General features: G+C 63.8%; 22 protein-coding genes. 18 read left to right on the forward strand and 4 right to left on the reverse strand.

What is annotated here, in order from left to right:
• Nucleotides 1-5 precede the first annotated feature (5 nt).
• The 18 genes from def to secG all read left to right on the forward strand — a co-directional run bounded on the left by def (nucleotide 6) and on the right by secG (nucleotide 19,407).
• Entirely contained in the window at nucleotides 6-512 is a 507-nt protein-coding gene (gene def / locus ACKFRT_RS02955) for a peptide deformylase (protein ID WP_408925689.1), read from the forward strand.
• The gene (fmt, locus tag ACKFRT_RS02960; protein ID WP_408925690.1) at nucleotides 509-1,504 is read left to right on the forward strand and encodes a methionyl-tRNA formyltransferase; all 996 of its coding nucleotides are present in this window, start codon (nucleotides 509-511) and stop codon (nucleotides 1,502-1,504) included. The genes def and fmt overlap by 4 nt, the downstream gene beginning before the upstream one ends.
• A gap of 3 nt (nucleotides 1,505-1,507) precedes the next feature.
• The gene (locus ACKFRT_RS02965) at nucleotides 1,508-3,019 is read left to right on the forward strand and encodes an RsmB/NOP family class I SAM-dependent RNA methyltransferase (RefSeq protein ID WP_408925691.1); all 1,512 of its coding nucleotides are present in this window, start codon (nucleotides 1,508-1,510) and stop codon (nucleotides 3,017-3,019) included.
• Nucleotides 3,020-3,034: 15 nt separating this feature from the next.
• Complete coding sequence (rpe, locus tag ACKFRT_RS02970; RefSeq protein WP_296215019.1) at nucleotides 3,035-3,703, forward strand: ribulose-phosphate 3-epimerase; 669 nt, start codon at nucleotides 3,035-3,037, stop codon at nucleotides 3,701-3,703.
• A 4-nt stretch (nucleotides 3,704-3,707) separates the two neighbouring features.
• A complete protein-coding gene (ribD, locus tag ACKFRT_RS02975; RefSeq protein ID WP_408925692.1) occupies nucleotides 3,708-4,772 on the forward strand; it encodes a bifunctional diaminohydroxyphosphoribosylaminopyrimidine deaminase/5-amino-6-(5-phosphoribosylamino)uracil reductase RibD in 1,065 nt (354 codons plus the stop codon).
• A 66-nt stretch (nucleotides 4,773-4,838) separates the two neighbouring features.
• Nucleotides 4,839-5,495: a riboflavin synthase gene (locus ACKFRT_RS02980; RefSeq protein ID WP_408925693.1), complete on the forward strand. Its 657-nt coding sequence runs from the start codon at nucleotides 4,839-4,841 to the stop codon at nucleotides 5,493-5,495.
• Between the two features lie 22 nt (nucleotides 5,496-5,517).
• Nucleotides 5,518-6,762, forward strand: coding sequence for a bifunctional 3,4-dihydroxy-2-butanone-4-phosphate synthase/GTP cyclohydrolase II (locus ACKFRT_RS02985; RefSeq protein ID WP_408925694.1), 1,245 nt, complete (start codon nucleotides 5,518-5,520; stop codon nucleotides 6,760-6,762).
• A 50-nt stretch (nucleotides 6,763-6,812) separates the two neighbouring features.
• Nucleotides 6,813-7,295, forward strand: a complete 483-nt coding sequence (ribH, locus tag ACKFRT_RS02990) for a 6,7-dimethyl-8-ribityllumazine synthase (protein ID WP_408925695.1) — start codon at nucleotides 6,813-6,815, stop codon at nucleotides 7,293-7,295.
• A 35-nt stretch (nucleotides 7,296-7,330) separates the two neighbouring features.
• Nucleotides 7,331-7,786: a PH domain-containing protein gene (locus tag ACKFRT_RS02995; RefSeq protein ID WP_408925696.1), complete on the forward strand. Its 456-nt coding sequence runs from the start codon at nucleotides 7,331-7,333 to the stop codon at nucleotides 7,784-7,786.
• A 2-nt stretch (nucleotides 7,787-7,788) separates the two neighbouring features.
• Nucleotides 7,789-9,846: an excinuclease ABC subunit UvrC gene (uvrC, locus tag ACKFRT_RS03000; protein WP_408925697.1), complete on the forward strand. Its 2,058-nt coding sequence runs from the start codon at nucleotides 7,789-7,791 to the stop codon at nucleotides 9,844-9,846.
• A gap of 10 nt (nucleotides 9,847-9,856) precedes the next feature.
• On the forward strand, nucleotides 9,857-10,732 hold the full coding sequence (rapZ, locus tag ACKFRT_RS03005) for an RNase adapter RapZ (RefSeq protein WP_296215005.1): 876 nt from the start codon (nucleotides 9,857-9,859) through the stop codon (nucleotides 10,730-10,732).
• Between the two features lie 19 nt (nucleotides 10,733-10,751).
• Complete coding sequence (yvcK, locus tag ACKFRT_RS03010; protein WP_408925698.1) at nucleotides 10,752-11,750, forward strand: uridine diphosphate-N-acetylglucosamine-binding protein YvcK; 999 nt, start codon at nucleotides 10,752-10,754, stop codon at nucleotides 11,748-11,750.
• An 88-nt stretch (nucleotides 11,751-11,838) separates the two neighbouring features.
• On the forward strand, nucleotides 11,839-12,825 hold the full coding sequence (gene whiA / locus ACKFRT_RS03015) for a DNA-binding protein WhiA (protein WP_296215001.1): 987 nt from the start codon (nucleotides 11,839-11,841) through the stop codon (nucleotides 12,823-12,825).
• A 161-nt stretch (nucleotides 12,826-12,986) separates the two neighbouring features.
• Nucleotides 12,987-13,994, forward strand: a complete 1,008-nt coding sequence (gene gap / locus ACKFRT_RS03020; RefSeq protein WP_296214999.1) for a type I glyceraldehyde-3-phosphate dehydrogenase — start codon at nucleotides 12,987-12,989, stop codon at nucleotides 13,992-13,994.
• Between the two features lie 153 nt (nucleotides 13,995-14,147).
• Nucleotides 14,148-15,359, forward strand: a complete 1,212-nt coding sequence (locus ACKFRT_RS03025; RefSeq protein WP_408925699.1) for a phosphoglycerate kinase — start codon at nucleotides 14,148-14,150, stop codon at nucleotides 15,357-15,359.
• Nucleotides 15,360-15,404: 45 nt separating this feature from the next.
• Nucleotides 15,405-16,190, forward strand: coding sequence for a triose-phosphate isomerase (gene tpiA, locus ACKFRT_RS03030; RefSeq protein ID WP_408925700.1), 786 nt, complete (start codon nucleotides 15,405-15,407; stop codon nucleotides 16,188-16,190).
• A 77-nt stretch (nucleotides 16,191-16,267) separates the two neighbouring features.
• The gene (gene ppc, locus ACKFRT_RS03035; RefSeq protein WP_408926124.1) at nucleotides 16,268-19,048 is read left to right on the forward strand and encodes a phosphoenolpyruvate carboxylase; all 2,781 of its coding nucleotides are present in this window, start codon (nucleotides 16,268-16,270) and stop codon (nucleotides 19,046-19,048) included.
• Nucleotides 19,049-19,167: 119 nt separating this feature from the next.
• Nucleotides 19,168-19,407: a preprotein translocase subunit SecG gene (secG, locus tag ACKFRT_RS03040; protein WP_296214993.1), complete on the forward strand. Its 240-nt coding sequence runs from the start codon at nucleotides 19,168-19,170 to the stop codon at nucleotides 19,405-19,407.
• 18 nt (nucleotides 19,408-19,425) lie between these two features.
• On the opposite strand, the gene pgl is transcribed toward secG, so the two are convergent.
• From pgl to tal, 4 genes are all read right to left on the reverse strand, one after another.
• The gene (gene pgl / locus ACKFRT_RS03045) at nucleotides 19,426-20,259 is read right to left on the reverse strand and encodes a 6-phosphogluconolactonase (protein WP_408925701.1); all 834 of its coding nucleotides are present in this window, start codon (nucleotides 20,257-20,259) and stop codon (nucleotides 19,426-19,428) included.
• On the reverse strand, nucleotides 20,256-21,329 hold the full coding sequence (locus tag ACKFRT_RS03050) for a glucose-6-phosphate dehydrogenase assembly protein OpcA (RefSeq protein WP_408925702.1): 1,074 nt from the start codon (nucleotides 21,327-21,329) through the stop codon (nucleotides 20,256-20,258). Before ACKFRT_RS03050 ends, pgl begins: the two co-directional genes overlap by 4 nt.
• A gap of 65 nt (nucleotides 21,330-21,394) precedes the next feature.
• Nucleotides 21,395-22,957: a glucose-6-phosphate dehydrogenase gene (gene zwf, locus ACKFRT_RS03055; protein ID WP_296214987.1), complete on the reverse strand. Its 1,563-nt coding sequence runs from the start codon at nucleotides 22,955-22,957 to the stop codon at nucleotides 21,395-21,397.
• Nucleotides 22,958-22,996: 39 nt separating this feature from the next.
• Nucleotides 22,997-24,109, reverse strand: coding sequence for a transaldolase (gene tal / locus ACKFRT_RS03060; RefSeq protein WP_296214985.1), 1,113 nt, complete (start codon nucleotides 24,107-24,109; stop codon nucleotides 22,997-22,999).
• Between the last annotated feature and the right edge of the window lie 3 nt (nucleotides 24,110-24,112).

A 24,112-nucleotide genomic window follows, 5' to 3' on the forward strand; every position in this document is an offset into this window, starting at 1 on the left:
TAACCATGACCGTGCTTAATATGCGCTACTTTGGGGACCCGGTTTTGAAGACCGTGGCGGACCCCGTCAAGGACGAACAGATCCAGGATGCCGGCACCCGGCGCCTGATTGAGGACATGCTGGAAACCATGGACCACTACGGGGGTGTGGGACTAGCCGCCAACCAGATCGGTATAACTCGCCGCATCTTCGTCTACGACTGCGACGGCGACCGTGGCCACGTGATCAACCCGACCTGGGAAGCCGTGGGCGAAGAGACCCAGACCGGCGGCGAGGGCTGCCTTTCCATTCCCGAGGTCGGCGGAGACGTTACCCGCGCCCAGCGCGTGCGTCTGCGTGGCACCACCGTGGATGGCAAGCAGGTAGACCGCGAGGTCACAGATCTGATGGCTCGCTGCGTGCAGCACGAAACCGACCACCTGGACGGCGTGCTGTTCATCCAGCACCTGTCAGCCGACCAGCGCCGTGAGGCCATGAAGCAGATCCGCGAATCGGAGTGGTTTAAACAGTGAAGATTGTCTTTGCCGGAACCCCAGAACCCGCCGCTGTAGCCCTCGAGCACCTGATTGCCGATAAGCGCATCGAGGTGGTCGCGGTGGTTACTCAGCCAGACGCCAAACGGGGGCGCGGCCGCAGCCTGCATCCGTCGAAGGTTGCGGAGGTCGCCACAAAGGCAGCCATTCCTACCTACAAGTGGCCCAGCCTGAAGGCCGGAACGGAGTCCGGCGACGAGGCTCGCGCAGTACTGGGGAACCTGGCCGAGCGCGGCGTATCCGCCGCAGCAGTCGTCGCCTACGGCAACCTGATCCCCACGGATATCCTCGATGTCTTTGAACACGGCTGGGTAAACCTGCACTACTCGCTGCTGCCGCGCTGGCGCGGTGCCGCCCCGGTACAGGCCGCATTGGCTGCGGGCGACGAGACCACCGGCGCCTCGATCTTCCGGATCGAGCAGGGTCTGGATACCGGTCCGGTGGCCGCCCAGCTGACCCAGACCATCGCAATCGAAGATACTGCGGACGATCTGCTGACAAGCCTGACGTACTCCGGACGCGAACTGCTGGCCGATACCCTCATCGCGATGGACGACGGCGCCGTGGAACTGATCCCGCAGGACGACGCGGAGGCCACCCATGCGCCGAAGATTCACTCCGCCGACGCGCAGATCGACTGGTCCCAGCCCGCGGAGGTTATCCAGCGCGTTGCCCGGGCGCACACCCCGGCTCCTGGTGCGTGGACCTTGTTGGACGGCCAGCGTTTCAAGATCGGCATGCTTATGCCCACGGAGGCATCCGAGGCGGCTGAGCTTGGGGCGGGCGACGTGGCGGCGGCGTCAAAAAAGGTGTTCGTCGGCACCGGCACACGTCCGCTGGAGATCACCCGCATTCAGCCGCCGGGCAAGAAAATGATGGAGGCCGCGGCATGGGCACGCGGGCAGCAGGAACTGCTCGCTGGCCGCCCGACCTTCGGTGCACGCGAAAGCGCTGCGGAAGCAGGGGAGTAGACGATGGCAGGCTTTAGGGCGCGATCCGAATCGGCACGCGGTGGTGAGGGGAAGAGCAACCGGGCTAGCAACCGGGCTAAGGGCTACCAGCAGCGCCGACCCGAGCACAAGCAGCGAAAGAGCAGGGCCCGGGGCTCCGGCGACAAGGTGCGCGACGTGGTGTTCAGCGTATTGCGCGCCGTCACGGCAGACGAAGCCTTCGGCAACCTGGTGCTGCCCAAGGCGCTGCGGGAGGCCGGAATCAAGGGGCGGGACGCGGCGTTTGCGACCGAGCTGACCTACGGAACGCTGCGCGCGCGTGGCCTACTAGATGCGATCATCGAGGACGCTGCCGGGCGCAAGATCGAGAAGATCGACTCTGTGGCTCTCGACGCGCTGCGTCTGGGAGCCTACCAAATTCTGCGTACGCGAGTGGAGGACCACGCCGCGGTGAATACCTCGGTGGAACTGGTGAAAGCGCATGGCGCAGGCCAGGCCTCCGGGTTCGTTAACGGCGTGTTGCGTGGCCTGACCCGCAAGAAACCCCAGACGTGGATCGAGCGCGTGGCTCCCGGCGACGGCCTGGCAGACATGGCGTTGCGCAACTCGCACCCCGAGTGGATCGCAGAGGTGTTTGCCGAGGCGCTCGGTGTAGATGCCGCGAGCGACCCTGGCCGCGCCGAATTGGAGCGCGCCCTCGTGGCCGATGACACCCGCCCGATCGTTCACCTGGCCGCTCGCCCTGGGCAGATCAGCGGCGAAGAGCTGGCGCTGATCACCGGCGGGACGGAAGGCAAGTATTCCCCTTATGCGGTGTACCTGGATGAGGGCGCACCCGGCGAGATCGCCCCGGTGCGCGAGGGGATGGCCAGCGTGCAGGATGAAGGTTCGCAGCTGATTGGCCTGGCCACCACCCGCGTACCCGTGGCGGATGGGCTGCCCGCCCGCTGGCTGGATCTGTGCGCCGGTCCGGGCGGCAAAACCGCCTTTATCGCCTCGGTGGCGATGTCTGAGCAGGCTACGGTGGATGCGGTCGAGATCGCCGAGCACCGCGCGGCACTGATAGAGCAGACCGTCCGCGACCTGCCGGTAAATGTCCACGTCGGCGACGGGCGTTCACTGGAGGCCATCCGTAGCCTCGAGGCCCCCAAGGGCGGTTTTGCCCGCGTGCTGATAGATGCTCCTTGCTCTGGCCTGGGTGCTTTGCGCCGTCGTCCGGAGGCGAGATGGACAAAGGATCCAGACGACATTGCCCCGCTGGTCACCTTGCAGCGCGAGCTGCTGGTCGCCGGTCTGGAGGCCACTGCCCCTGGCGGGGTGGTTATCTATTCCACGTGTTCGCCGCACCCTAAAGAAACGTCGGGGGTCGTTCGTTCCGTTGCAGCCCGCACGGGTGCGGAGATTCTGGACGTCACCGAGTTCCTGCCCGAGCTGGCCGAAACCAACACGGCTCGCACGGCACCCTTCGTGCAGCTCTGGCCACACATCCACGGCACGGACGCGATGTTCTTCGCAGCTCTGCGTCCGGCTAACTAGAAAGGCCCAATAAGCATGTCTGATTCCCGCCGTCCCTTAATCGCCCCGTCCATCCTGGCCGCCGATTTTTCCGCCCTGGCCAGCGAGGTAGCTCGCGTGCCCAACGCGGACTGGCTGCACATCGACGTGATGGACAATCATTTTGTGCCCAACCTATCCTTCGGCCTGCCCGTCGCTAAGTCCCTGCTGCCGCACACGGACAAGCACCTGGACGTGCACCTGATGATCGAGAACCCGGAAAAGTGGGCCGAGGATTACGCGGATGATTTCCACTCCGTCACCTTCCACCTAGAGGCCGTCGCCGACGTCGACACCGCCATCGCCCTGGCCGATAAGCTGCGTGGCCACGGAACTATGGCCGGAATTTCCATCAAGCCCAACACCCCGGTGGAGCCGCTGCTGGACCACCTGGCTAAGTTCGACCTCGTACTGGTCATGAGTGTGGAGCCTGGCTTTGGCGGCCAAAAGTTCATGCCCGAGGTGCTGGATAAGGTTCGCGCTCTGCGCAGCCGCATCAATGCCGACGGCCTGGATACCCTCATCGAGATCGACGGGGGCATCGGTGTTGACACTGCTGCCGAGTCGGCTGCTGCGGGCGTGGACGTCTTCGTCGCCGGATCCAGCGTGTTCGGCAAGCCGGATCCCGCCGCGGCGGTCGATGAGATCCGCGCCAGCGCCAAGTAGCTCTATGGATCTTTCTCTTTTTTCTGACGCCCACACGCTCGGCTGGCAGGCGGCCCAGCTAGCCAGCCCGAACCCGCCGGTGGGCGCGGTGATCGAGGATTCCTCCGGTCACGTGGTGGGCCGCGGGTTCACGCAGGCCCCCGGCGGGGCGCACGCGGAGGTCGTCGCCCTGCAGCAGGCCGAGGAAAAGGCACGGGGCGGCAGGGCGATTGTCACCCTGGAACCCTGCAACCACACCGGCCGCACCGGCCCGTGTGCCGAGGCCCTCATACATGCCGGCATCCAGCGGGTGGATTTCCTCTTCGGTGACCCTAACCCAGCGGCCGAAGGCGGGGCGGCCACGCTCCGCGCCGCGGGTGTGGAGGTTCACGGCCCCTACCTGCCACACCCGACGGCAGCCAACACGGCAGAGCTAGCGCCGTGGACTGAAATGTACAGCGTGGAGCCCTGGCTGATAGCCATGGCGCAGCAGCGCCCGCACGTCTGCCTAAAAGTCGCCTCCACGGTTGATGGCCGCGTGGCAGCGGCAGATAAGACCAGCCAGTGGATCACCGGCGAACCGGCTCGCGTGGCGGTGCACGAGGATAGGACGCGCCGCGACGCGATCCTCGTCGGCACCGGCACCGTCGCCGCCGACGACCCCCGCCTAACAGCCCGCAACGCGGACGGTGAACCTTTCGCAGAGGAGCTGCAGCCGCTGCGGGTCGTCATGGGTACGAGTGAGATCCCCACCGACGCGAAGGTTTTCCTGCCACCCGGCCATGCGCTTCATGTACAGACTCGAGATGTGCGAACGGCGCTGGACGAACTATGGAACCACGATGTGCGCACCCTTCTGGTGGAGGGAGGATCCCAGGTGGCGGCGGCCTTTCTCCGCGCCGGTGTCGTGGACGAGGTGCAGTACTACGCAGCCCCGGCGATGTTGGGGGCGGGGGTGGCGTCGCTACGAGACGGCACAAACATCCTCGGCCGAACGATGGGGGACATACGGCGCTTCGTACCTCGTGAACTGCAGGTATTCGGAAACGACGTGCGGTGGACGATGACGGCGCCAGGCCGCACCCCCTGACGTTGGGAAGAACCCACAGTGGGATAATGTGTATGTAATCACATACACAAGACGTTAGGAGCGCGTATGTTCACCGGGATCATCGAGGAGGTCGGGCGCGTCGCCGCGATCGAGGTGGCCGGAGACTCGCTGCGAATGCGTTTTACGGCACCAGGTGTGTTGGAAGATGCCAAGCGCGGTGATTCCATCGCCATCAACGGAGTGTGCCTCACGGTTGCGGAATTGACGACTGATGAGTTCACCGCTGACGTGATGCAGGTGACGCTGGACTACAGCGCCCTGGGGAACGTCTCCGTAGGTGATCGGGTGAACGTCGAGCGTGCAATGGCCAGCGGCCAGCGTTTCGGCGGGCACATTGTGCAGGGGCACGTGGACGGTACTGCCGAACTGTTGGAGCGCCGTCCTTCGGAGCACTGGGAGGTCTTCCGCTTCCGTCTGGCCGACCCCGACCTTGCACGCTACGTAGCCAAGAAGGGTTCGGTAGCGATCAACGGGACGTCGCTGACTGTGGCGGAGGTGTCGGAACCGGCGGGGTCTGCGGAACGGGGCAGCACAAACTGGTTCGAGGTATCGCTGATTCCCACGACCTTGGCAGACACGATGCTGGGTGACCTGCAGCCCGGTGCCCAGGTAAACGTGGAGTGTGATGTGCTGGCGAAGTACGTGGAGCGGCTAACGCAGAGCACACGGCCCAGCGCGGCGCAGCACGGTGACCAGGACTAACAGCGAGAGGCAAGAAGCACCTATGAGCACGAGCGATACGCAAGACATCCAGCTGGACTCCGTTGAGCGCGCCATCGCCGACATCGCGGCGGGCAAGGCCGTGGTGGTCGTCGACGACGAAGATCGAGAAAATGAGGGCGACCTCATCTTCGCGGCAGAACTGGCCACCCCGGAACTGATGGCCTTCATGGTTCGCCACAGTTCCGGTTATGTGTGCGTGGGCATGGATAGCGCGGACTGCGACCGCCTGGGCCTGCCGCCGATGGTGGCCCGCAACGAGGACGTCCGCGGTACCGCCTACACCGTGACGGTGGATGCCGCCGAGGGCGTGGACACGGGCATCAGCGCCACCGACCGCGCCCACACCGTGCGCCTGCTGGCCGAGCCCACGTCTACCGCCGCCACCTTCAACCGCCCCGGACATGTGGTTCCTCTGCGTGCCAAGCGCGGGGGAGTACTGGTGCGCCAGGGGCACACCGAGGCCGCTGTGGACCTCGCCCGCGCAGCCAACTTGGCGCCGGCCTGCGCACTGTGCGAGATCGTTTCCGAGGACGACCCCACCACCATGGCGCGCTTGCCGGAGCTGCGACGCTTCGCCGACGAACACGACCTTGCCCTGATCAGCATCGAGCAGCTGCAGCACTGGCGCCGCCATCACACCCAAACCCTCGAGCGTGCCGTGGAAACGCGATTGCCTACCGTGCACGGGGCCTTCCGCGCCATTGGCTACGTAAATATTATCGACGGCACGGAACACGTGGCGCTGGTGAAAGGCGACGTTGGCGCGGTGGCAGAGGAGCCGATTCCGGTGCGGGTGCACTCCGAGTGCTTGACCGGCGACGTCTTTGGCTCGCGCCGCTGCGACTGTGGCGACCAGCTCTCCGCTGCTCTGGACTACATCGAGGCCAAGGGGCGCGGCGTGGTGATCTACCTGCGTGGCCACGAAGGCCGCGGCATCGGCCTGCTTCCGAAGTTGCGCGCGTACGTCCTGCAGGACGAAGGCCTGGATACCGTCGATGCGAACCTGGAGCAGGGACTTCCGGTGGATGCCCGCGAATACAGCGCCGCCGCGCAGATCCTGAAGGATCTGCAGATCCGGTCCGTAGCGCTGATCTCTAACAACCCCGACAAGATTCACGACCTCGCCAGCCACGGCGTGGAAGTGACCAAGCGCATCCCGGTGGAGCTCAACGCCAACGAGGACAATGTGGTCTACCTTCGTACGAAACGCGATCGCATGGGCCACCAGCTGGATACGCTGGACTAGAACCCAACAATCCAGACGACTGAAGACCACTTGAAGGAGCAGCCCCCACCATGGCACACAACGGAGTCCCCGACGTTCAGCTCAAGGCCGGATCGGCGTACGGCATGACCGTTGCCGTCATCAGCGCCTCCTGGAACGCCGATATCACCGATCAGCTGCACGAGCACTCTATCGCCGCGGCCAAGGAAGCGGGCGCGCAGGTTACGCAGTGGCGGGTCGCCGGTGCACTCGAATTGCCGGTCGCCGTTGCTGCGGCATGTCGGAGGTTTGACGCCGTCGTGGCGAACGGCTGCGTGATCCAGGGGGAGACGGAGCACTTCCGCGTGGTCTGCGATGCCGTTACCTATGGCCTGACGCGCGCCGGACTGGACTCGGGCACTCCCGTCGGCAACGGCGTGCTGACCGTCGGTACTCACGAGCAGGCGCTGGACCGCGCGGGTGGTGTGGATGCCAAAGAAGACAAGGGACGCGACGCAGCCGTCGCCGCTATTCACACCGCCTTGGTGCTGCGCCAGATCGAGCGGGGCGTTTAGGGGCTACCAGCCCGAACAGAGTAGGGTGGATTGCCGTGAGCGATAAGGAGAACTGGGAGCTGGAGGTATCCTCGCCCTTCTTGAAGAAGCTGGCGTGGATCCTGGTGGTACTGATCATGGCCGTGCACATATTCATGGCCATCGTCGTGGCGGTGGGTGATACCGGCGTGACGGTTTCGCGCGCTGACCAGTGGGGGTTTGTCGGCATCGGCCTAGTCTTTTCCTTCGTAGCCCTGTCGCTATTGCGGCCGCACGTCAAGGTGAATAGCCAGGGTGTGGAGGTTCGCAACATCGTGAACGGCCAGTTCTATCCGTGGGAAATCATCCACGGCCTATCCTTCCCGCAGGAGGCCAAGTGGGCGCGCCTAGAACTGCCCGATTTTGAGTTCGTGCCGATGATGGCTCTGAACATTTACGACAAGCAGCTGATCGCCCAGCGTGTAGAGGACTTCCGCCAGCTGGAGGATCGCTACATGCCCTTCGACGAGTAGCATTGTCTAGCGTTTCCTACCGCCCCGAGCCCGGCAGTATCCCCACCGACCCGGGGGTGTACACGTTCCGCGATGCGTCCGAACGCGTCATCTACGTCGGCAAGGCCAAGAACCTGCGGGCACGTCTGTCGAATTACTTCCAGGATCTTAACCAGCTGCACCCACGCACCCGGGCGATGGTGCAGTCCGCCAACCATGTGCAGTGGACGGTGGTCTCCAGCGAGCTAGAGGCCCTCAACCTGGAATACACCTGGATCAAGCGCTTCAACCCCCGGTTTAACGTGATGTACCGGGACGATAAGACTTACCCCATGCTGGCGATCAGCGTGAAGGAGCAGATTCCGCGAGCCTTCATGTACCGCGGCCCTCGCCGCAAGGGCGTGCGCTACTTCGGTCCCTATCCCAAAGCGTGGGCAATCCGGGAGACCCTCGAGTCGTTGACGCGCGTCTTTCCGATTCGAACGTGTTCGGCGGGCGTATATAGGCGCCACGAGGCACTGGGGAGGCCCTGCCTCCTCGGCTATATCGACCGGTGTAGTGCGCCGTGCGTAGGCAACATCGCCCCGACCGACCACCGAGCACTGGTGGATCAGTTTTCTAGCTTCCTGGCGGGCAACACCGAGCCCGTGCTGCGGCGCGTGCGAAAGGAGATGGAGCAGGCCAGTGAAGACCTCGACTTCGAGCGCGCCGCCGCACTGCGCGACCAGCTACAGGCCATGCAGAAGTCCATGGAGCGGCAGGCGGTGGTGTTTTCGGATAAGACGGACGCGGACCTCATCGCCTTCGTTGCCGACGAATTGGAGGCCGCAGTGCAGATCTTCCACGTCCGCGGCGGGCGCATCCACGGCCAGCGCGGTTGGGTGGTAGAGCACGAGGACTTAGGCGAGGAAAAGCTCGTTGCGGACTTCATCACCCAGTTCTATGGCGAAACCGCTGAACTAGCGAAAGCGACGGAGACGCAGGTCGGCGGTGCCTCGGGGGCGGAGGTGGACCGGGAACTCGCACGTGCGATCAATCCGGCGGCCGCGCAGGATCTGGGAGACTTGGTGGGCGATGTGCAGGTCACCCCCGTCCCCCGCGAGATTCTGGTGCACACTATGCCGGAAGAGGCTGGCGACCTGGCGAGATGGCTAACCAGCCTGCGCGGTTCTAACGTACAGATCCGCGTGCCACAGCGCGGCGATAAAAAGGCGTTGATGACCACCGCCGAGACGAACGCCACCCAGGCGCTAGCGCAGCACAAGCTGAAGCGCGCTGGCGACATTACGGCCCGTTCTGCCGCGCTGAAGGAGCTGCAGGAGGCGCTGTGGATGGATGAATCTCCGCTGCGTATCGAGTGCACGGACATTTCACACATCCAAGGCACCGACGTGGTGGCCAGCCTGGTGGTCTTTGAGGACGGGTTGCCGAAGAAGGCCGACTACCGCCGTTATAAGATCCGCGAGGCCGCCGGAGACGGGCATTCGGACGACGTCGCCAGCATTGCGGAGGTCGTGCGCCGTCGCTTCAAGCGCTATCAACAGGACAAGTCGGCGGTGCCTGCAGGCGACGACGGCGGAGATTTGCTGGAGGGCGAAGCGGAGCTCGATGCTGACGCAGCGGCCACAGAAAAGCGTAAGTTCGCTTACCCGCCTCAGTTGTTCATCGTCGATGGAGGTCAACCGCAGGTCAACGCGGCACAGGAGGTTCTAGACGAGCTGGGGATCACCGACGTCACCCTGGTGGGCATTGCCAAGCGCCTGGAGGAAATCTGGGTGCCGGGGGAGGAGTATCCCATTATCGTGCCCCGCAATTCGCCCGCATTGTACCTGGTGCAGAACCTGCGAGACGAGGCGCACCGCTTTGCCATCACGTTCCACCGCCAGCAGCGCAGTGCCCGCATGCGCCGCAGCAAGCTCGACGACATCCCGGGGTTGGGGCCGAAGCGCCGTAAGCAGCTGGTCAAGCAGTTTGGCTCCGTAGCGAAGGTGAAGCAGGCCAGTGTGGAGGACATCGCCGCGCTGCCGGGCTTCGGGCGCAAGTTAGCGCAACTCATTCACGATGCCCTCAATGCTGGGTAGGATCGGGAACATGAGCGCATCAACGCAGCAAGAGCCCACTTTGATCCTTATCACGGGCATGTCCGGGGCAGGGCGCAGAGCCACTGCCGCGGCCTTGGAAGAGCTCGGGTGGTACGTCGCGGACAACCTTCCGCCCGAGCTCATCGTGCGCATGGTCGAGCTCAGCTTCTCTGAGGACTCGCCGATCGAGAAGCTGGCTATTGTCACCGACGTGCGCTCCCGCGATTTCGCGGGCAACCTCTCTAGCGTGCTGCACGACCTGCACACCGGGGGTCGCCGCCCGACGGTGTTGTACCTAGATGCCACCGACGAGGCCCTTATCGCGCGGTTCGACGCGGTCCGCCGCACCCACCCGCTGCAACAGAAGGGCACGTTGCAGGACGGCATTGACCGCGAGCGTGAGATGCTGGCGGGTATTCGTGAACGCGCCGACATCGTGCTGGATACGTCCAACCGGAGCATCCACGACCTGCGCCGCGAGCTGGAGAAGTTCTTCGCCGCCGCCGACCATTCGAGTGTGCGCATCAACCTGCAGAGCTTCGGCTTTAAGCACGGGCCTCCGAAGGACATCGACATGTTGTTGGATGCTCGCTTTTTGCCGAACCCTTACTGGGATCCGGAGCTGAGGCCCTATAGGGGTATTGACGCCCCCGTCTCCGACTTTGTTTTGTCTCAGCCAGGCGCGGAGGAGTTTCTAGACCACATTCTGGGGCTCATCCACTCCGTGCTGCCGGGATATCGCAAGGAGGGCAAGTTCTTCGTCTCCGTAGCGATCGGCTGCACGGGTGGCCACCATCGCAGCGTGGCGATCGTCGAAGAGCTGACACGCCGGCTGGCCGACGACGGGGTGCTGGTAAACCTTTCCCACCGGGATCTGGAACGCTAAAGAGGGCTGGAGAGACACTATGAGTACTTCCGATAAGCCCATCGCACAGATCGCCTGCCTTGGTGGCGGGCACGGGCTGTTTAATACGTTGCGCTCGGCGCGGTCTATCGCCGAGTACGTCTCTGCAATTGTGACAGTGGCCGACGACGGCGGCTCCTCGGGCCGCATCCGCAGAGAGCTAGGCTCCCTGCCGCCGGGCGATTTGCGTATGGCACTGGCAGCGCTTACTAGGGGAACCGAGCGCGGCCGCATGTGGGAGGACGTTTTGCAGCACCGCTTCGGTGGTTCTGGGGCGCTGAAGGGGCATGCCCTGGGCAACTTTTTGATCACCGGCCTGGCGCAGGTGATGGGCAGCGAGATGCAGGCCCTCGACGAGATCGGCCGCCTGCTGGGCATCGAGGGCCGCGTGATTCCGATGAGCTACGAGCCCCTCGACCTGGAGGCCGAGGTGCTGGGACTGGAGGACGACCCCCGCGAGGTCGTGGCAGTCCGCGGCCAGGTGGCCGTGGCATCTACTCTTGGCGAGGTTCGCCGCGTGAAGCTGTATCCGGAGGATCCCCCGGCCGCCCCGGAGGCCGTCGAGGCGATCCTCAACGCCGACCTGGTCTCCATGGGTCCGGGCTCGTGGTTTTCCAGCGTGATCCCGCACCTGCTGGTGCCGGGCATCGTGGATGCGCTGAACCAAACAGAAGCCGTCAAGGCGCTCGTCCTTAACCTCGTACCGGAGCCGGGGGAGACCGCGGGCATGTCCCTGGAACACCACATCCACATGGTGCGCCAACACTGCCCAAGTCTGCAGATCGACGTTGTCATCGTCGATCTGTCGACGATGCCGGTGGCCAGCGCTCGGCGTCATATAGATAGGGCCGCAGCAGCACTCGGCGCTAAGGTGATCTACCGCGACGTGCGGGAGGATGACAACCGGGGGCGTTGGACCGACCGGCACAATCCAGAGAAGCTCGCGGCCGTGCTGCAGGAGGTCTCCGGCGGCGTATGCGACCTACCGGAGCGAGAATAGCCACCTTGGCTATAATCAATTGCCAATTAAATTCTTAAGGCGCTAAGACACACGACACAAGCACACACGACAAAAGAAGGGACTGTCCGTGGCACTTTCGGCCGATGTGAAGGCAGAGCTAAACCGAGTTCTGGTGACCCGCCACGACGTGATGACTGCGGAGGTCGCCGGCCTGCTGCGCTATACGGCCGCCCTGCACCTCGTGGGTAAGAAGATCGTTGTCGAGGCCGAGGTGGACTCGGCAGACACGGCGCGGCGCCTGACCGACATGGTTGAGCAGCTGTACAAGATCGAGCCGGACCACCAGATCATCGGCGCAGGCAACCTACGCCGTAGCCCTCGGCACGTGCTGCGCTGGACGGAGGGCGGCATGGAGCTGGCCCGCCGCACAGAGCTGATCGACCGGGCGGGGCGACCAGTCCGCGGGCTGCCGCGCTTCATCATCGGTGGCACGAAGGACCAGTGCGTCGCCGCGTGGCGCGGAGCTTTCCTGGCACACGGCTACATCACGGACCCGGGGCGTTCCTCCGCGCTCGAGGTGCAAACCCCCTCCAATGAGGCCGCGCTGGCGCTGGTGGGAGCGGCACGTCGCATCGATGTCACAGCCAAGACGAAGGAGGCCAGGGGAGTTAACCGCGTGGTGATACGCGACGGCGACTCGATTAGCCGCCTGCTGATGTTGATGGGGGCCCAAGATACCCGCGAGGTATGGGAAAAACAGCGGCGCAACCGGGAGAACCGCGCGAAGGCCAACCGTTTGGCTAACTTCGACGACGCTAATCTCCGCCGCAGCGCCCGCGCTGCGGTGGCCGCCGCCGCCCGCGTGGAGCGAGCCCTGGAGATTCTGGAAAACGACGTGCCGCAGCACCTGGCCCAGGCCGGTCAGCTACGCGTGGAACACAAGGAAGCCTCGCTGGAGGAGCTGGGCCGTCTGGCAGAACCGCCGATGACGAAGGACGCAGTGGCCGGTCGTATCCGCCGCCTGCTGTCCATGGCGGACAAGCGTGCCGAGGAACTGGGGCTGCCCGATACGCACTCCGCCGTAACCTCGGAGCTATTCAACGACGTCGACTAGTACCCCCCTCCCAAAGGGGGTTAAGAATCGCTGCGAAGCCTGAGGGGCGCAGGTACCCTCGAAAGTGTCGGCGTGAGGGTCGAGGGCTTGGTTGTTTTGAGCCGTGGGCCTTGGCGTCTAGATCGAAGTAAATGTAGACGCATTGTTTAGGAGATCAACTTATGACTATCCGTGTTGGCATCAACGGCTTCGGCCGCATCGGCCGTAACTTCTTCCGCGCTATCCGTTCTCAGGGCGCTGACATCGAGGTCGTCGGCATCAACGACCTGACCGACAACAAGACCCTGTCCGTGCTGCTGAAGAACGACTCCGTGATGGGTCGCCTGGATGCAGAGGTTGAGTTCGACGACGAGTCCATCACCGTCGACGGTAAGCGCATCGCCGTCTCCGCTGAGCGCGAGCCGAAGAACCTGAAGTGGGGTGAGCTGGGCGCAGACATCGTTATCGAGTCCACCGGTTTCTTCACCGACGCTGAGGCTGCCAAGGCGCACATCGAGGCTGGCGCCAAGAAGGTCATCATCTCCGCCCCGGCGAAGAACGAGGACGCTACCTTCGTCGTTGGTGTGAACCACACCGACTACGACCCGGAGAACCACCACATCATTTCCAACGCATCGTGCACCACCAACTGCTTGGCACCGCTGGCCAAGACCCTGGACGAAGAGTTCGGCATCGTTAAGGGCCTGATGACCACCGTCCACGCTTACACCGGCGACCAGCGCCTGCACGACGCTCCGCACAAGGATCTGCGCCGCGCCCGCGCCGCAGCCGTGAACCTGGTTCCGACCTCCACCGGTGCTGCTAAGGCAGTTTCCCTGGTTCTGCCGCAGCTGAAGGGCAAGCTGGACGGTTACGCAGTCCGCGTTCCGGTTATCACCGGCTCCCTGACCGACCTGACCTTCGAGGCTGAGAAGCCGGTCACCGTCGAGGCCGTTAACGCCGCTCTGAAGAAGGCCGCCGAGAACGAGCTGAAGGGTATCGCGAAGTACTCCGACGACGCTCCGCTGGTCTCCACCGACATCGTCGGCGACCAGCACTCCTCCATTTTCGATTCCGGCCTGACCAAGGTCATCGACAACCAGGTCAAGGTTGTCTCCTGGTACGACAACGAGTGGGGCTACTCCTGCCGCCTGGTCGACCTGGCTACCTACGTTGGCGAGCGCCTCTAAGTCGCCTCCCAACCGCCAGTCCCGGTGAGGACTATGACGGGTTCGGCTCCGATCGCCGCACGTTAGCGCGTCGCGCCGATCGAGTCGGCCCGTCTTCTTTTATCTAAACCAACCCGAATAAACCTCAGCACAAATTTTTCTAAGGAGCTTCCCATGGCCATCAAGACTGTTCAAGACCTGATCAATGAGGGCGTACAGGGCCGACACGTCCTGGTTCGCGCAGACCTGAACGTCCCGCTGTCCGACGGCAACATCACCGACCCGGGTCGCATCGATGCCTCCGTGCCGACTTTGAAGGCTCTGCTGGAAGCTGGCGCCCGCGTAGTCGTCTCCGCTCACCTGGGTCGTCCGAAGGGCGAGTTCAAGGAGGAGTTCTCGCTGGCACCCGTCGCCGAAGCACTGGCTGAGCGCCTCGACCAGTGGGTTCCGCTGGCCACCGACGTCACCGGAGAGGACGCTCACGAGCGTGCCAACGGGCTGGACGACGGCGATATCTTGCTGCTGGAAAACGTCCGCTTCGACGCCCGCGAAACCTCCAAGGACGAGGCAGAGCGTGCCGAGTTCGCCGCAGAGCTGGCAGCCCTGACCGGCGACAACGGCGCCTTCGTCTCCGACGGCTTCGGCGTGGTTCACCGCAAGCAGGCCTCCGTCTACGACGTGGCCAAGAAGCTGCCGCACTACGCTGGCGGCCTGGTCGAGGCAGAGCTGAACGTGCTGCGCAAGGTGTCGGAGAACCCGGAGAAGCCGTACGCCGTCGTACTGGGTGGGTCTAAGGTCTCCGACAAGCTGGGCGTGATCGAAGCGCTCGCCCCGCGAGTGGACAACCTGATCATCGGTGGCGGCATGTGCTTTACCTTCCTCGCTGCTAAGGGCTACGAGGTCGGCGGTTCCCTGCTGCAGGAAGACATGATCGATACCTGCAAGGACCTGTTGGAGCGCTTCGGCGACGTTATCGCCCTGCCCACCGACGTCGAGGCCGCAGAGCGCTTCGACAAAGATGCCGACCACCGCACGGTCGACCTGGAATCCATTCCGTCCGGCTGGATGGGTCTGGACATCGGACCGGAGTCCGTCAAGGCTTTCGCCGAGATCCTCTCCAACTCCAAGACCGTCTTCTGGAACGGGCCGATGGGCGTATTCGAGTTCCCCGCGTTCGCTGAGGGTACGCGCGGTGTTGCTCAGGCAATTATCGACGCCACCGCTAACGGCGCATTCTCTGTGGTCGGCGGCGGCGACTCGGCCGCAGCGGTTCGCACCCTGGGGCTGGCGGAAGACGGCTTCTCCCACATCTCCACCGGCGGCGGTGCCTCCCTGGAGTTCCTGGAGGGCAAGGAGTTGCCTGGCGTGTCCGTCCTGGAGAGCTAGAACAAGACCAGAACCAGCAGAACCTAAAAGGAAGGCTTTCATACAATGACCGCACGCAAGCCGCTCATTGCCGGCAACTGGAAGATGAACCTGAACCACCTGGAGGCCATGCAGGTCGTTCAGAAGTTCGTCTTCGCTCTACCGAAGGAATACTACGAGGCCGTGGACGTGGCCTTTATCCCGCCGTTTACCGACATTCGCTCCGTTCAGACCCTGGTTGACGGTGACAAGCTGGCCATCACCTACGGCGGCCAAGACGTCTCCCAACACGCCTCTGGCGCGTACACCGGCGAGGTTTCCGGCGCAATGCTGAAGAAGCTGGGCTGCACCTGGGCCATCGTGGGCCACTCGGAGCGCCGCCAGTACCACGGCGAGAGCGACGAGGTCGTAGCAGCCAAAGCCCGTGCAGCACTGGAAAACGACCTGCAGCCGATCGTGTGCGTCGGCGAGCAGCTGGACATCCGTGAAAAGGGCGAGCACGTCGAGTTCGTCAAGGACCAGACCAAGGCCTCCCTGGCTGGACTGTCTGCCGAGGATCTCGCCAAGACTGTCATTGCCTACGAGCCCGTCTGGGCCATTGGCACCGGCAAGGTGGCTTCCGCCGAAGACGCACAGGAAGTGTGCCACGCCATCCGCGAACTCGTTGCCGAACTAGCGGGCGAGGAAGTTGCGGCTGGAATTCGCATCCTCTACGGCGGTTCAGTGAAGACCGACTCCGTCGGAGAGCTGGTTGGCCAGCCGGACGTCGATGGCGGTCTGGTCGGCGGGGCGTCGCTAGACGGCGAAGATTTCGCGCGCCTGGCTGCCGCCGCGGCTAAGGCAACGGCCTAAGAGTCGCCGAGATGAATAAGGACACGATCCGCGGCACGGCCATTCCCGTCGCTCCCGAAGAAATTGCTCACCCCGAGATCAGCCCGACGGTGCGGGACGATACCCGCTACCTCGGGCGCATCCTGGGCGAGGTGATCCGGGAGCAGGAGGGCGAGTACACCTTCAACCTCATTGAGAACACCCGCAGCGCGGCCTTTGATCTGCGCTACGGAGAGATGCAGATCGAGCAGTTGGCGGAGCAGTTCAACGCGTTGCCGACTGAGAAGGCGCTGCCCGTCATCCGCGCGTTCTCGCACTTTGCGCTGATGGCGAACCTGGCAGAGGACCTGTACGTAGAGCGGGTGCGCGACCTCGAGGAAGATCGCGGCAACACCGCACCGCGCTCGACGCTGGCCTACACCTGGCAGGAGCTGCACAATCGGGAGGTACCGGTAGGGAAGGTCGCCGAGACGATGGCGAACGCTCTGGTAGCGCCTGTGCTGACGGCGCACCCGACGGAAACGCGCCGCCGGACTGTGTTCGACGTGCAGACGGACATCATGAAGATGATGCGCCGTCGTGCGCGTGTGCTGAAGGAGCTAAAACTCAATCCGCAGTCGGTGCGCTCGTCGCGCCAGCTGGCCGAGATCGAGCTGGTGATCCGCCGTCGGATGACGCTACTGTGGCAGACCTCCCTGATCCGCAGCGTGCGTCCGCGAATCGAAGACGAGATCAAGGTGGGTCTGCGCTATTACGGCATCAGTCTGCTTAGCGAGATCCCGGCAATCAACCGCCGTGTCAACGAGCACATGAAGGAGGAGTACGGAGGCGCAGTACCCCGCACCTCGATTGTGCGCCCCGGCTCGTGGATTGGCGGCGACCACGACGGCAACCCGTACGTGACCGCGGAGACGGTAAGCACTGCCACCACCTCGGCGGCGCGCACCATTTTCGACCACTACCAAAAGACAATCTATGCCCTGGAGCATGAGCTCAGCCTGTCCTCGAAGTTCACGGAGACCACCGAGGCTCTGGAAGAGTTAGCCGACCGCGGGCGCAACGACGTTCCCTCCCGCGTGGACGAGCCCTTCCGCCGCGCCCTGCATGGCATGCGCGGGCGCGTGGCAGCCACGGCCAAGCACACCCTGGGTGAGCCGGTGGTTTCCGGGGGCATCCACAAGGGCCATGCGCCGTATTCCAATCCGGCGGAGCTGCTGGCAGACATCGACACACTGGATCAGGCACTGCGCCACTCTATGGACGACCTGTTGGCTGACTATACTTTGGCGGACCTGCGCGAAGCCGTGGAAACCTTCGGCTTCAACCTATACTCCCTGGATCTGCGCCAAAACTCCGAAAGCTACGAGAACGTCTTGACAGAGATCTTCGCCCGCGCGGGGGTTGCGGAGAGCTACGCGGACCTCGCGGAGGATGCGAAGGTCGAGTTACTGCTGACGGAGCTGGCCAGCCCGCGTCCGCTATCCGACCCGGAGGCCGAGTGGTCGGAGGAGACTGCCCGCGAGCTAGGAATCTTCCGCGCCGCCGCCAGTGCGGCCAAGAAGTTCGGCGCAGATGTGGTGCCGCACTGCATCATTTCCATGGCCTCGTCCGTCTCTGACGTGATCGAGCCCATGATCCTACTGAAGGAAGTAGGCCTGATTCACGCGGACGGCGAGCACCCGCATGGCTCGGTGGATATCATCCCTCTGTTCGAGACCATCGACGACCTGGCTGGGGGAGCAGACATCATGCGCCAGCTCTGGCAGCAGCCGCTCTACCGCAATTACGTCGCTGGCCGCAGGGACACCCAGGAGATCATGTTGGGCTACTCCGATTCCAACAAGGACGGCGGCTACTTTGCTGCCAACTGGGCGCTCTATGATGCCGAGCTGGCACTCGTCGAGGCTTCCCGCGAGGCCGGGCTGTTTCTGCGTCTGTTCCACGGCCGCGGCGGCACCGTTGGCCGCGGCGGCGGGCCTTCCTATGACGCTATCCTGGCCCAGCCAGAGGGCGCCGTGCAGGGAGCGGTCCGCATCACCGAACAGGGCGAGATCATCTCCGCCAAGTACGGTGATCCCGCGAATGCTGCCCGCAACCTAGAGGCACTTGTGGCCGCCACGCTGGAGGCCAGCCTGCTGCCCGTCGACGACCTCGATAATCCGGAGGAGGCCTTCGAAACCATGCGGCAGATCGCTGAGGAGTCTCGCAAGGCTTACTCCGCGCTGATGCACGAAGACCCGGGCTTTATCGAGTACTTCACCACTTCCACGCCGCTGGCGGAGATCGGCAGCCTAAACATCGGCTCCCGCCCCTCCTCGCGCAAGCAGACCACTGCGGTCTCGGATCTGCGCGCCATCCCGTGGGTGCTCAGCTGGTCGCAGTCCCGCGTGATGTTGCCCGGTTGGTTCGGCGTGGGCAGCGCCCTGAAGCGTTGGATCGAGGAAGGTACCTCTGTTTCTGGCGACGCCACCTCGCGCCTCAACTACCTGCGGGAACTGCACAGGCGCTGGCCGTTCTTCGACTCGGTTCTCTCTAACATGGCTCAGGTAATGGCGAAGGCTGACCTGTCGATCGCGCAATTGTATTCCGAGCTGGTGGAGGATCGGGAGGCGGCGGAGCGAATCTACGGCGTGATTGTTGAGGAGTACAAGCTCACCGTGGACATGTTCCTGCAGATCACGGAACGCGACACACTGCTGGCCGACAATCCGGAGCTGGTGAGCTCGGTGCGTAACCGCTTCCCGTACCTGGTGCCGCTAAACCTGTTGCAGGTGGAGTTGCTGCGACGCTTCCGTGCCGGCGACGATTCCGATAGCGTGCGCTCTGGGATCCAGCTGGCGATGAACGGTCTGGCCACGGCACTGCGTAACTCAGGTTAGGCTGACCCCAGCGGATCCCGCGTGGCGGGTTGTCACGCGGGGGCTGCAGCGGGTAAGTTCGTGGTGTTATTCAAAAGTTTTAGTTAGTCGATTTTGATAGAAGAGTTGAGGGTAGGGCATTGATCCTAACGCTGCAGATCATCCTGGTAGTCACCAGCTTGCTGATGGGCCTGTCCGTGTTGCTACACAAGGGTAAGGGCGGCGGTTTGTCTAGCCTGTTCGGTGGCGGCATGCAGTCCAACCTGTCCGGTTCCACCGTGGCAGAAAAGAACCTGGACCGCCTGACCGTAGCCACCGCGGTGATCTGGCTGCTGGCTCTCGTCGGCCTCAACCTGGTACTGCACTACGGCCTGGGTTAAAGCTCCAGACCGCTTCGACTAAAGCAGTGGGTTGGCAGCGTTGTCGACCCACAGCAGCGTAGCCTCCGTGCCGGAGGCCAAGGCTGCGGGCCACTCGGCGCCATTACCGCCGTCGAATACCTGGCCCGCAGCTTCTTTCTTTTCTGCACCGCTCACCAGCAGCCACACCGCGCGGGAGCGGTTCACCGCCCGCATGGTCAAGCTCACTCGCTCTGCCGGGGGCTTCGGGCACTCACGTACGGCCACGACCGACCCCTCGGCGTGCAACAGCTCATCGGTGTGCGGGAACAGGGAGTTGATGTGACCTTCCGGGCCCATACCCAAAAGGTGGATGTCGAAACCATCCGGGGCTACCTGGTCCACGGTCTTGCCATAGAACTCCGCCGCGGCGTCCAGCGCCTTCCCGTCCGCTTGCTCGCCAGCAGCCAGTGCGGGGTAACGGAAGACGTTCAGCGTAGGGATGTCTACGTGGCGCAGCAGTGCGTCGAAGGCCTGCTTATCGTTGCGCTCCGGATCCCCGGCGGGCAGGAAGCGCTCGTCGCCGAAGAAGACGTAAACCTGGGACCAGTCAATCGCCGTGACGGGAAAGTCCTCCGCGGTCTGCTTCGCCGCGTGATCCAGAGCCGCAATCTCAGCCAGGGTGGAAATGCCGGCCCCGCCGCCGGTCAACACCACGCGCACAACGCCATCGCCAGTCACCGTGTCGCCGGTGCGCTGTAGCTCGGCCACCGTGTTGATGAACTCGCGCGCGGCGGCAGTGGCCAAGTCTTGCTTGCTATCGCGGGGGCGCAGCTCCACCCCGGTCTTGTCGCTGACGACGGGGTCACGGCGGTTATCGTGGGTGGGCTTCATCGTAGAGACTCCTGTCCGTCGAAGTTGTTAAAGGTATGGCGGGCATCGCGGGAGGTCCAGCGGTCCAGCTTGTCCTCCGCACCGGGGCTCTTCACGCCACGGAACTGTGAGGTGCGAGGGCCACGGTCTGGTCGGTTCACGCGCACCAAGCCGCGCAGGGCATGTCCAAAGGCATAGTCCGGATCCAGGTGGCGCAGTTCCTCAGCCAAGCAGTCCGCCAGGGCACGCCTGCCGAGGGTGACCATAGAGTTCTGGTCGCCGACGGTCAGCGAGACCGTGTTGGCGTCTATAACCTCGACCTCAACCGCACCCACCTGGCGGTGCAGCACCGCCTTTTCGATAGAAATCAGGCGATTGCCATCCGCGTCCTCGCTGTGGCGCCCCTCAACAGAAACGTGCCTGGTCACCGGAACATCCAGGCGCTCGGCCAGCCAACCGGCGGCAATGTCCGCAGAGGGATCGTGCTTTGGACCCCAGACCTCGGCGGAGACGATCGGGTGGTGCGGAGGCTGATCCAGTGCAGAGGCCAGCAGGCCGCGCCATAGGGTGATGCGGCTCCATACCATGTCCGAATCGCCACGGGTATAGGTCATGCGGCGGCGGTACAAAGCGTCCTCGTCCTCGTCCGTCAGCGAGTCCGTGATGCGGCGGGTCGCCAGCGCGCCAATGGGATCGGCGGCGGGGTTGCGCGGACCGGTCGCAGGCCACCACGCCACGATCGGAGTATCGGGCAGCAGCACTGGGGTCACCACGGACGCACGGTTGGCAGACAGATCGCCGTGCAGATGCATGATGATGATTTCCGAGGCACCGGCATCGCCACCGATACGCAGCTGCGCATCCAGTAGCGGCTCTTCGCTGCGGTGAGTGACCAACACGATCACGCGGGCGGGGTGCTCCCGGGAGGCATCGTGGGTGGAGCTAATAATGCGGTCGAGGTCGTCGTCCTCGCTGGCCACCACGATGAGGGTCAATACGCGGCCGCTGGTAACATCGCCACGCTCCTCGCGCAGTGCACGAATGCGGTGCTCAATGTCTTTGGTCTTGGTGTTCGGTAGGTCGATAATCATCGGCGTTTAGTGCGCGCTCCTCACGCGGTCGGGGGGGGCGGAATGGGTGGGGGACGGGAGGGACTTTAGGGTCGGCGCCACTGCCGCCCCGACCGGGACAGAATCTCTTCGGCACCCTTAGGCCCCCACGTGCCGGCGGGATAATCCTCGGGGCGCCCGTGAACGGCCCAGTGGTCCAGGATCGGGTCGAGAATTTTCCAGGACAGCTCCACTTCCTCGTTCGTGGGGAACAGGCTGGCCTCATCCAGCAGTGCGTCCAGGATCAAGCGCTCGTAGGCTTCGGGGGACTCTTCGGTGAAGGCTTCGGAGTAGCTGAAGTCCATGTTCACGTCTCGGACTTCCATGGCAGAGCCCGGAACCTTCGAGCCGAAGCGAACCAGCACGCCCTCTTCGGGCTGTACGCGGATGACCAGCATGTTGCTGCCCTGGGCAGTAGTCTGGCCCGGCCCGAAGGGCAGATGCGGGGCTTCCTTAAACACAATCGCGATCTCCGTCACGCGGCGCCCCAAACGCTTACCGGTGCGCAGGTAGAACGGCACTCCCGCCCAGCGGCGGGAGGCGATCTCGAAAGTCGCCGCTGCGTAGGTTTCCGTGGTGGATTCCGGGTCGAAGCCGTCCTCTTGACGCAGCCCCTTTACCGGTATGGAGCCCTGCCAGCCGGAGGTGTACTGCCCGCGAGCCGTGGTCTGTGCGAAAGGCCCCACCGGAGTGGTTGCGCGCAGAACCTTAACCTTCTCCGCCTGCAGCTCCTCGGGGTTGAACGTCACAGGCTCTTCCATGGCGATCAGAGCCAGCAGTTGCAACAGGTGGTTCTGAATGACGTCGCGGGCCGCACCGATGCCGTCGTAGTAACCCGCGCGGCCGCCCAGGCCAATGTCCTCGGCCATTGTGATCTGCACGTGGTCCACGTAATGGGCGTTAAACATCGGATCGAACAGCTGGTTGGCAAAGCGCAGCGCCAGGATGTTCTGTACCGTTTCTTTGCCCAGGTAGTGGTCGATGCGGAACACGCTGGATTCCGGGAACACGCTGTTCACGATCTCGTTGAGCTCGTGGGCCGACTGCTCGTCGTGGCCGAAGGGCTTCTCGATGACCACGCGGCGCCAGCCGTTGTGCAGCTCGCCCAGCTCCGGATCTGGCGTGGCCAAGCCGGAACGCTCTAGTTGGTGGCACACGCTAGGGAAGTGATCCGGTGGCACGGACAGGTAGTAAGCCCAGTTGCCGGCGGTACCGCGCTCGTTGTCGATCTCGCGGGTTTTCTCCGCGAGGGCGTCGAAAGCAGAATCCGTGGTGAAGTCGCCTTTGACGAAGAAGATGCCCTCCGCAAGGCGATCCCACACGTTTTGGCGCCAGGGAGTGCGAGCCCGATCCTTCACGGACTGCAGGACTTGCTCCTCGAACTCCTCCTTCGACCAATCGCGGCGACCATAGCCGATCAAACTGAAGCCAGGCGGCAGCAGGCCACGGTTGGCCAGGTCGTACACGGCGGGGAGCAGCTTCTTACGCGCCAAGTCGCCGGTCACACCGAAGATCACCAGGCCACATGGTCCAGCAATGCGCGGCAGTCGCTTATCTAGTTCGTCGCGCAGCGGATTGCGCCATTCCTCGGCGGAAAAGGGAAGTTGCACTTGTCTTTGATCCTCTTTGGAGTCGGAGCGGGTCAGGGGTTACTTAGCTTCCAGCTGCTCGGATAGCGTGCCCAGCAGTTCGTTCCAGGAGGCCACGAATTTTTGCACGCCTTCTTCTTCCAGCACGACCCATACGTCGGCCAGGTTCACGCCAGCTTCATCCAGACCGGCGAATATCGCGCGCGCGTCTTCGGCGGTGCCGGAGAGGGTATCGCCGCGAATCTCGCCGTGGTCGATCGTTGCGTCCAGCGTGTTCTCCGGCATCGTGTTCACGGTGCGCGGTCCGGCCAGCTCTGTGACGTACAGGGTGTCTGGGTACTCCGGGTTCTTTACTGAGGTGGACGCCCACAGTGGCCGCTGCACCCGCGCCCCCTTCTCAGCCAACTTGTTCCAGTCGGGGTTGTTTAGCAGGTTTTCCTTAAATGCGTCGTAGGCCAGCTGCGCGTTAGCCACGCCTGCCTTGCCCTTGAGCTCCTTGGCTGCATCGGTGCCGATGGCATCCAGGCGCTTGTCGATCTCGGTATCCACGCGCGAGACGAAGAAGCTGGCCACAGAGTGGATCGTGGACAGATCCTTACCCGCCTCGTCGGCGCGGGAGATGCCCTCGACGAAGGCCTCCATCACCTGGATGTAGCGGGAGACAGAGAAGATCAAGGTCACGTTCACACTGATGCCCTCGGCCAGCACGTCGGCGATGGCCGGTAAGCACTCTTCGGTGGCGGGGATCTTGATCATGAGGTTCTCGCGGTCAACCTTGGCGGCCAGTTCCTTGGCCTGGGTGACGGTAGCCTCGCGCTCGTTTGCCAGGCGCGGGTCTACCTCCAGAGAGACGCGGCCGTCCAGGCCCTGGGTGCGCTCGTAGATGGGGCGGAACACATCGCAGGCATCGGCCACGTCGAGTGCCGCCATTTCAAATACTGCGGTCTCGGCGGGAGTGTCAGCGGCAGCGAGCTCGCGTAGCTGCTCATCGTAGGCGGTGCCCTGGGACATCGCATTGGCAAAGATGGCCGGGTTGGTGGTCACGCCGACCACGCCCTTGTCCTCAATGACCTCCGCGAGGTTGCCGGAGCGCAAGCGGTCGCGGGACAAATCGTCCAACCACACGGAGGTACCGGCGGCAGCGAGTGCGTCGATGTTGGCGGGAGTGCTCATGGT

The sequence above is a fragment of the Corynebacterium jamesii genome (assembly GCF_046097395.1).
Classification (GTDB): domain Bacteria; phylum Actinomycetota; class Actinomycetes; order Mycobacteriales; family Mycobacteriaceae; genus Corynebacterium.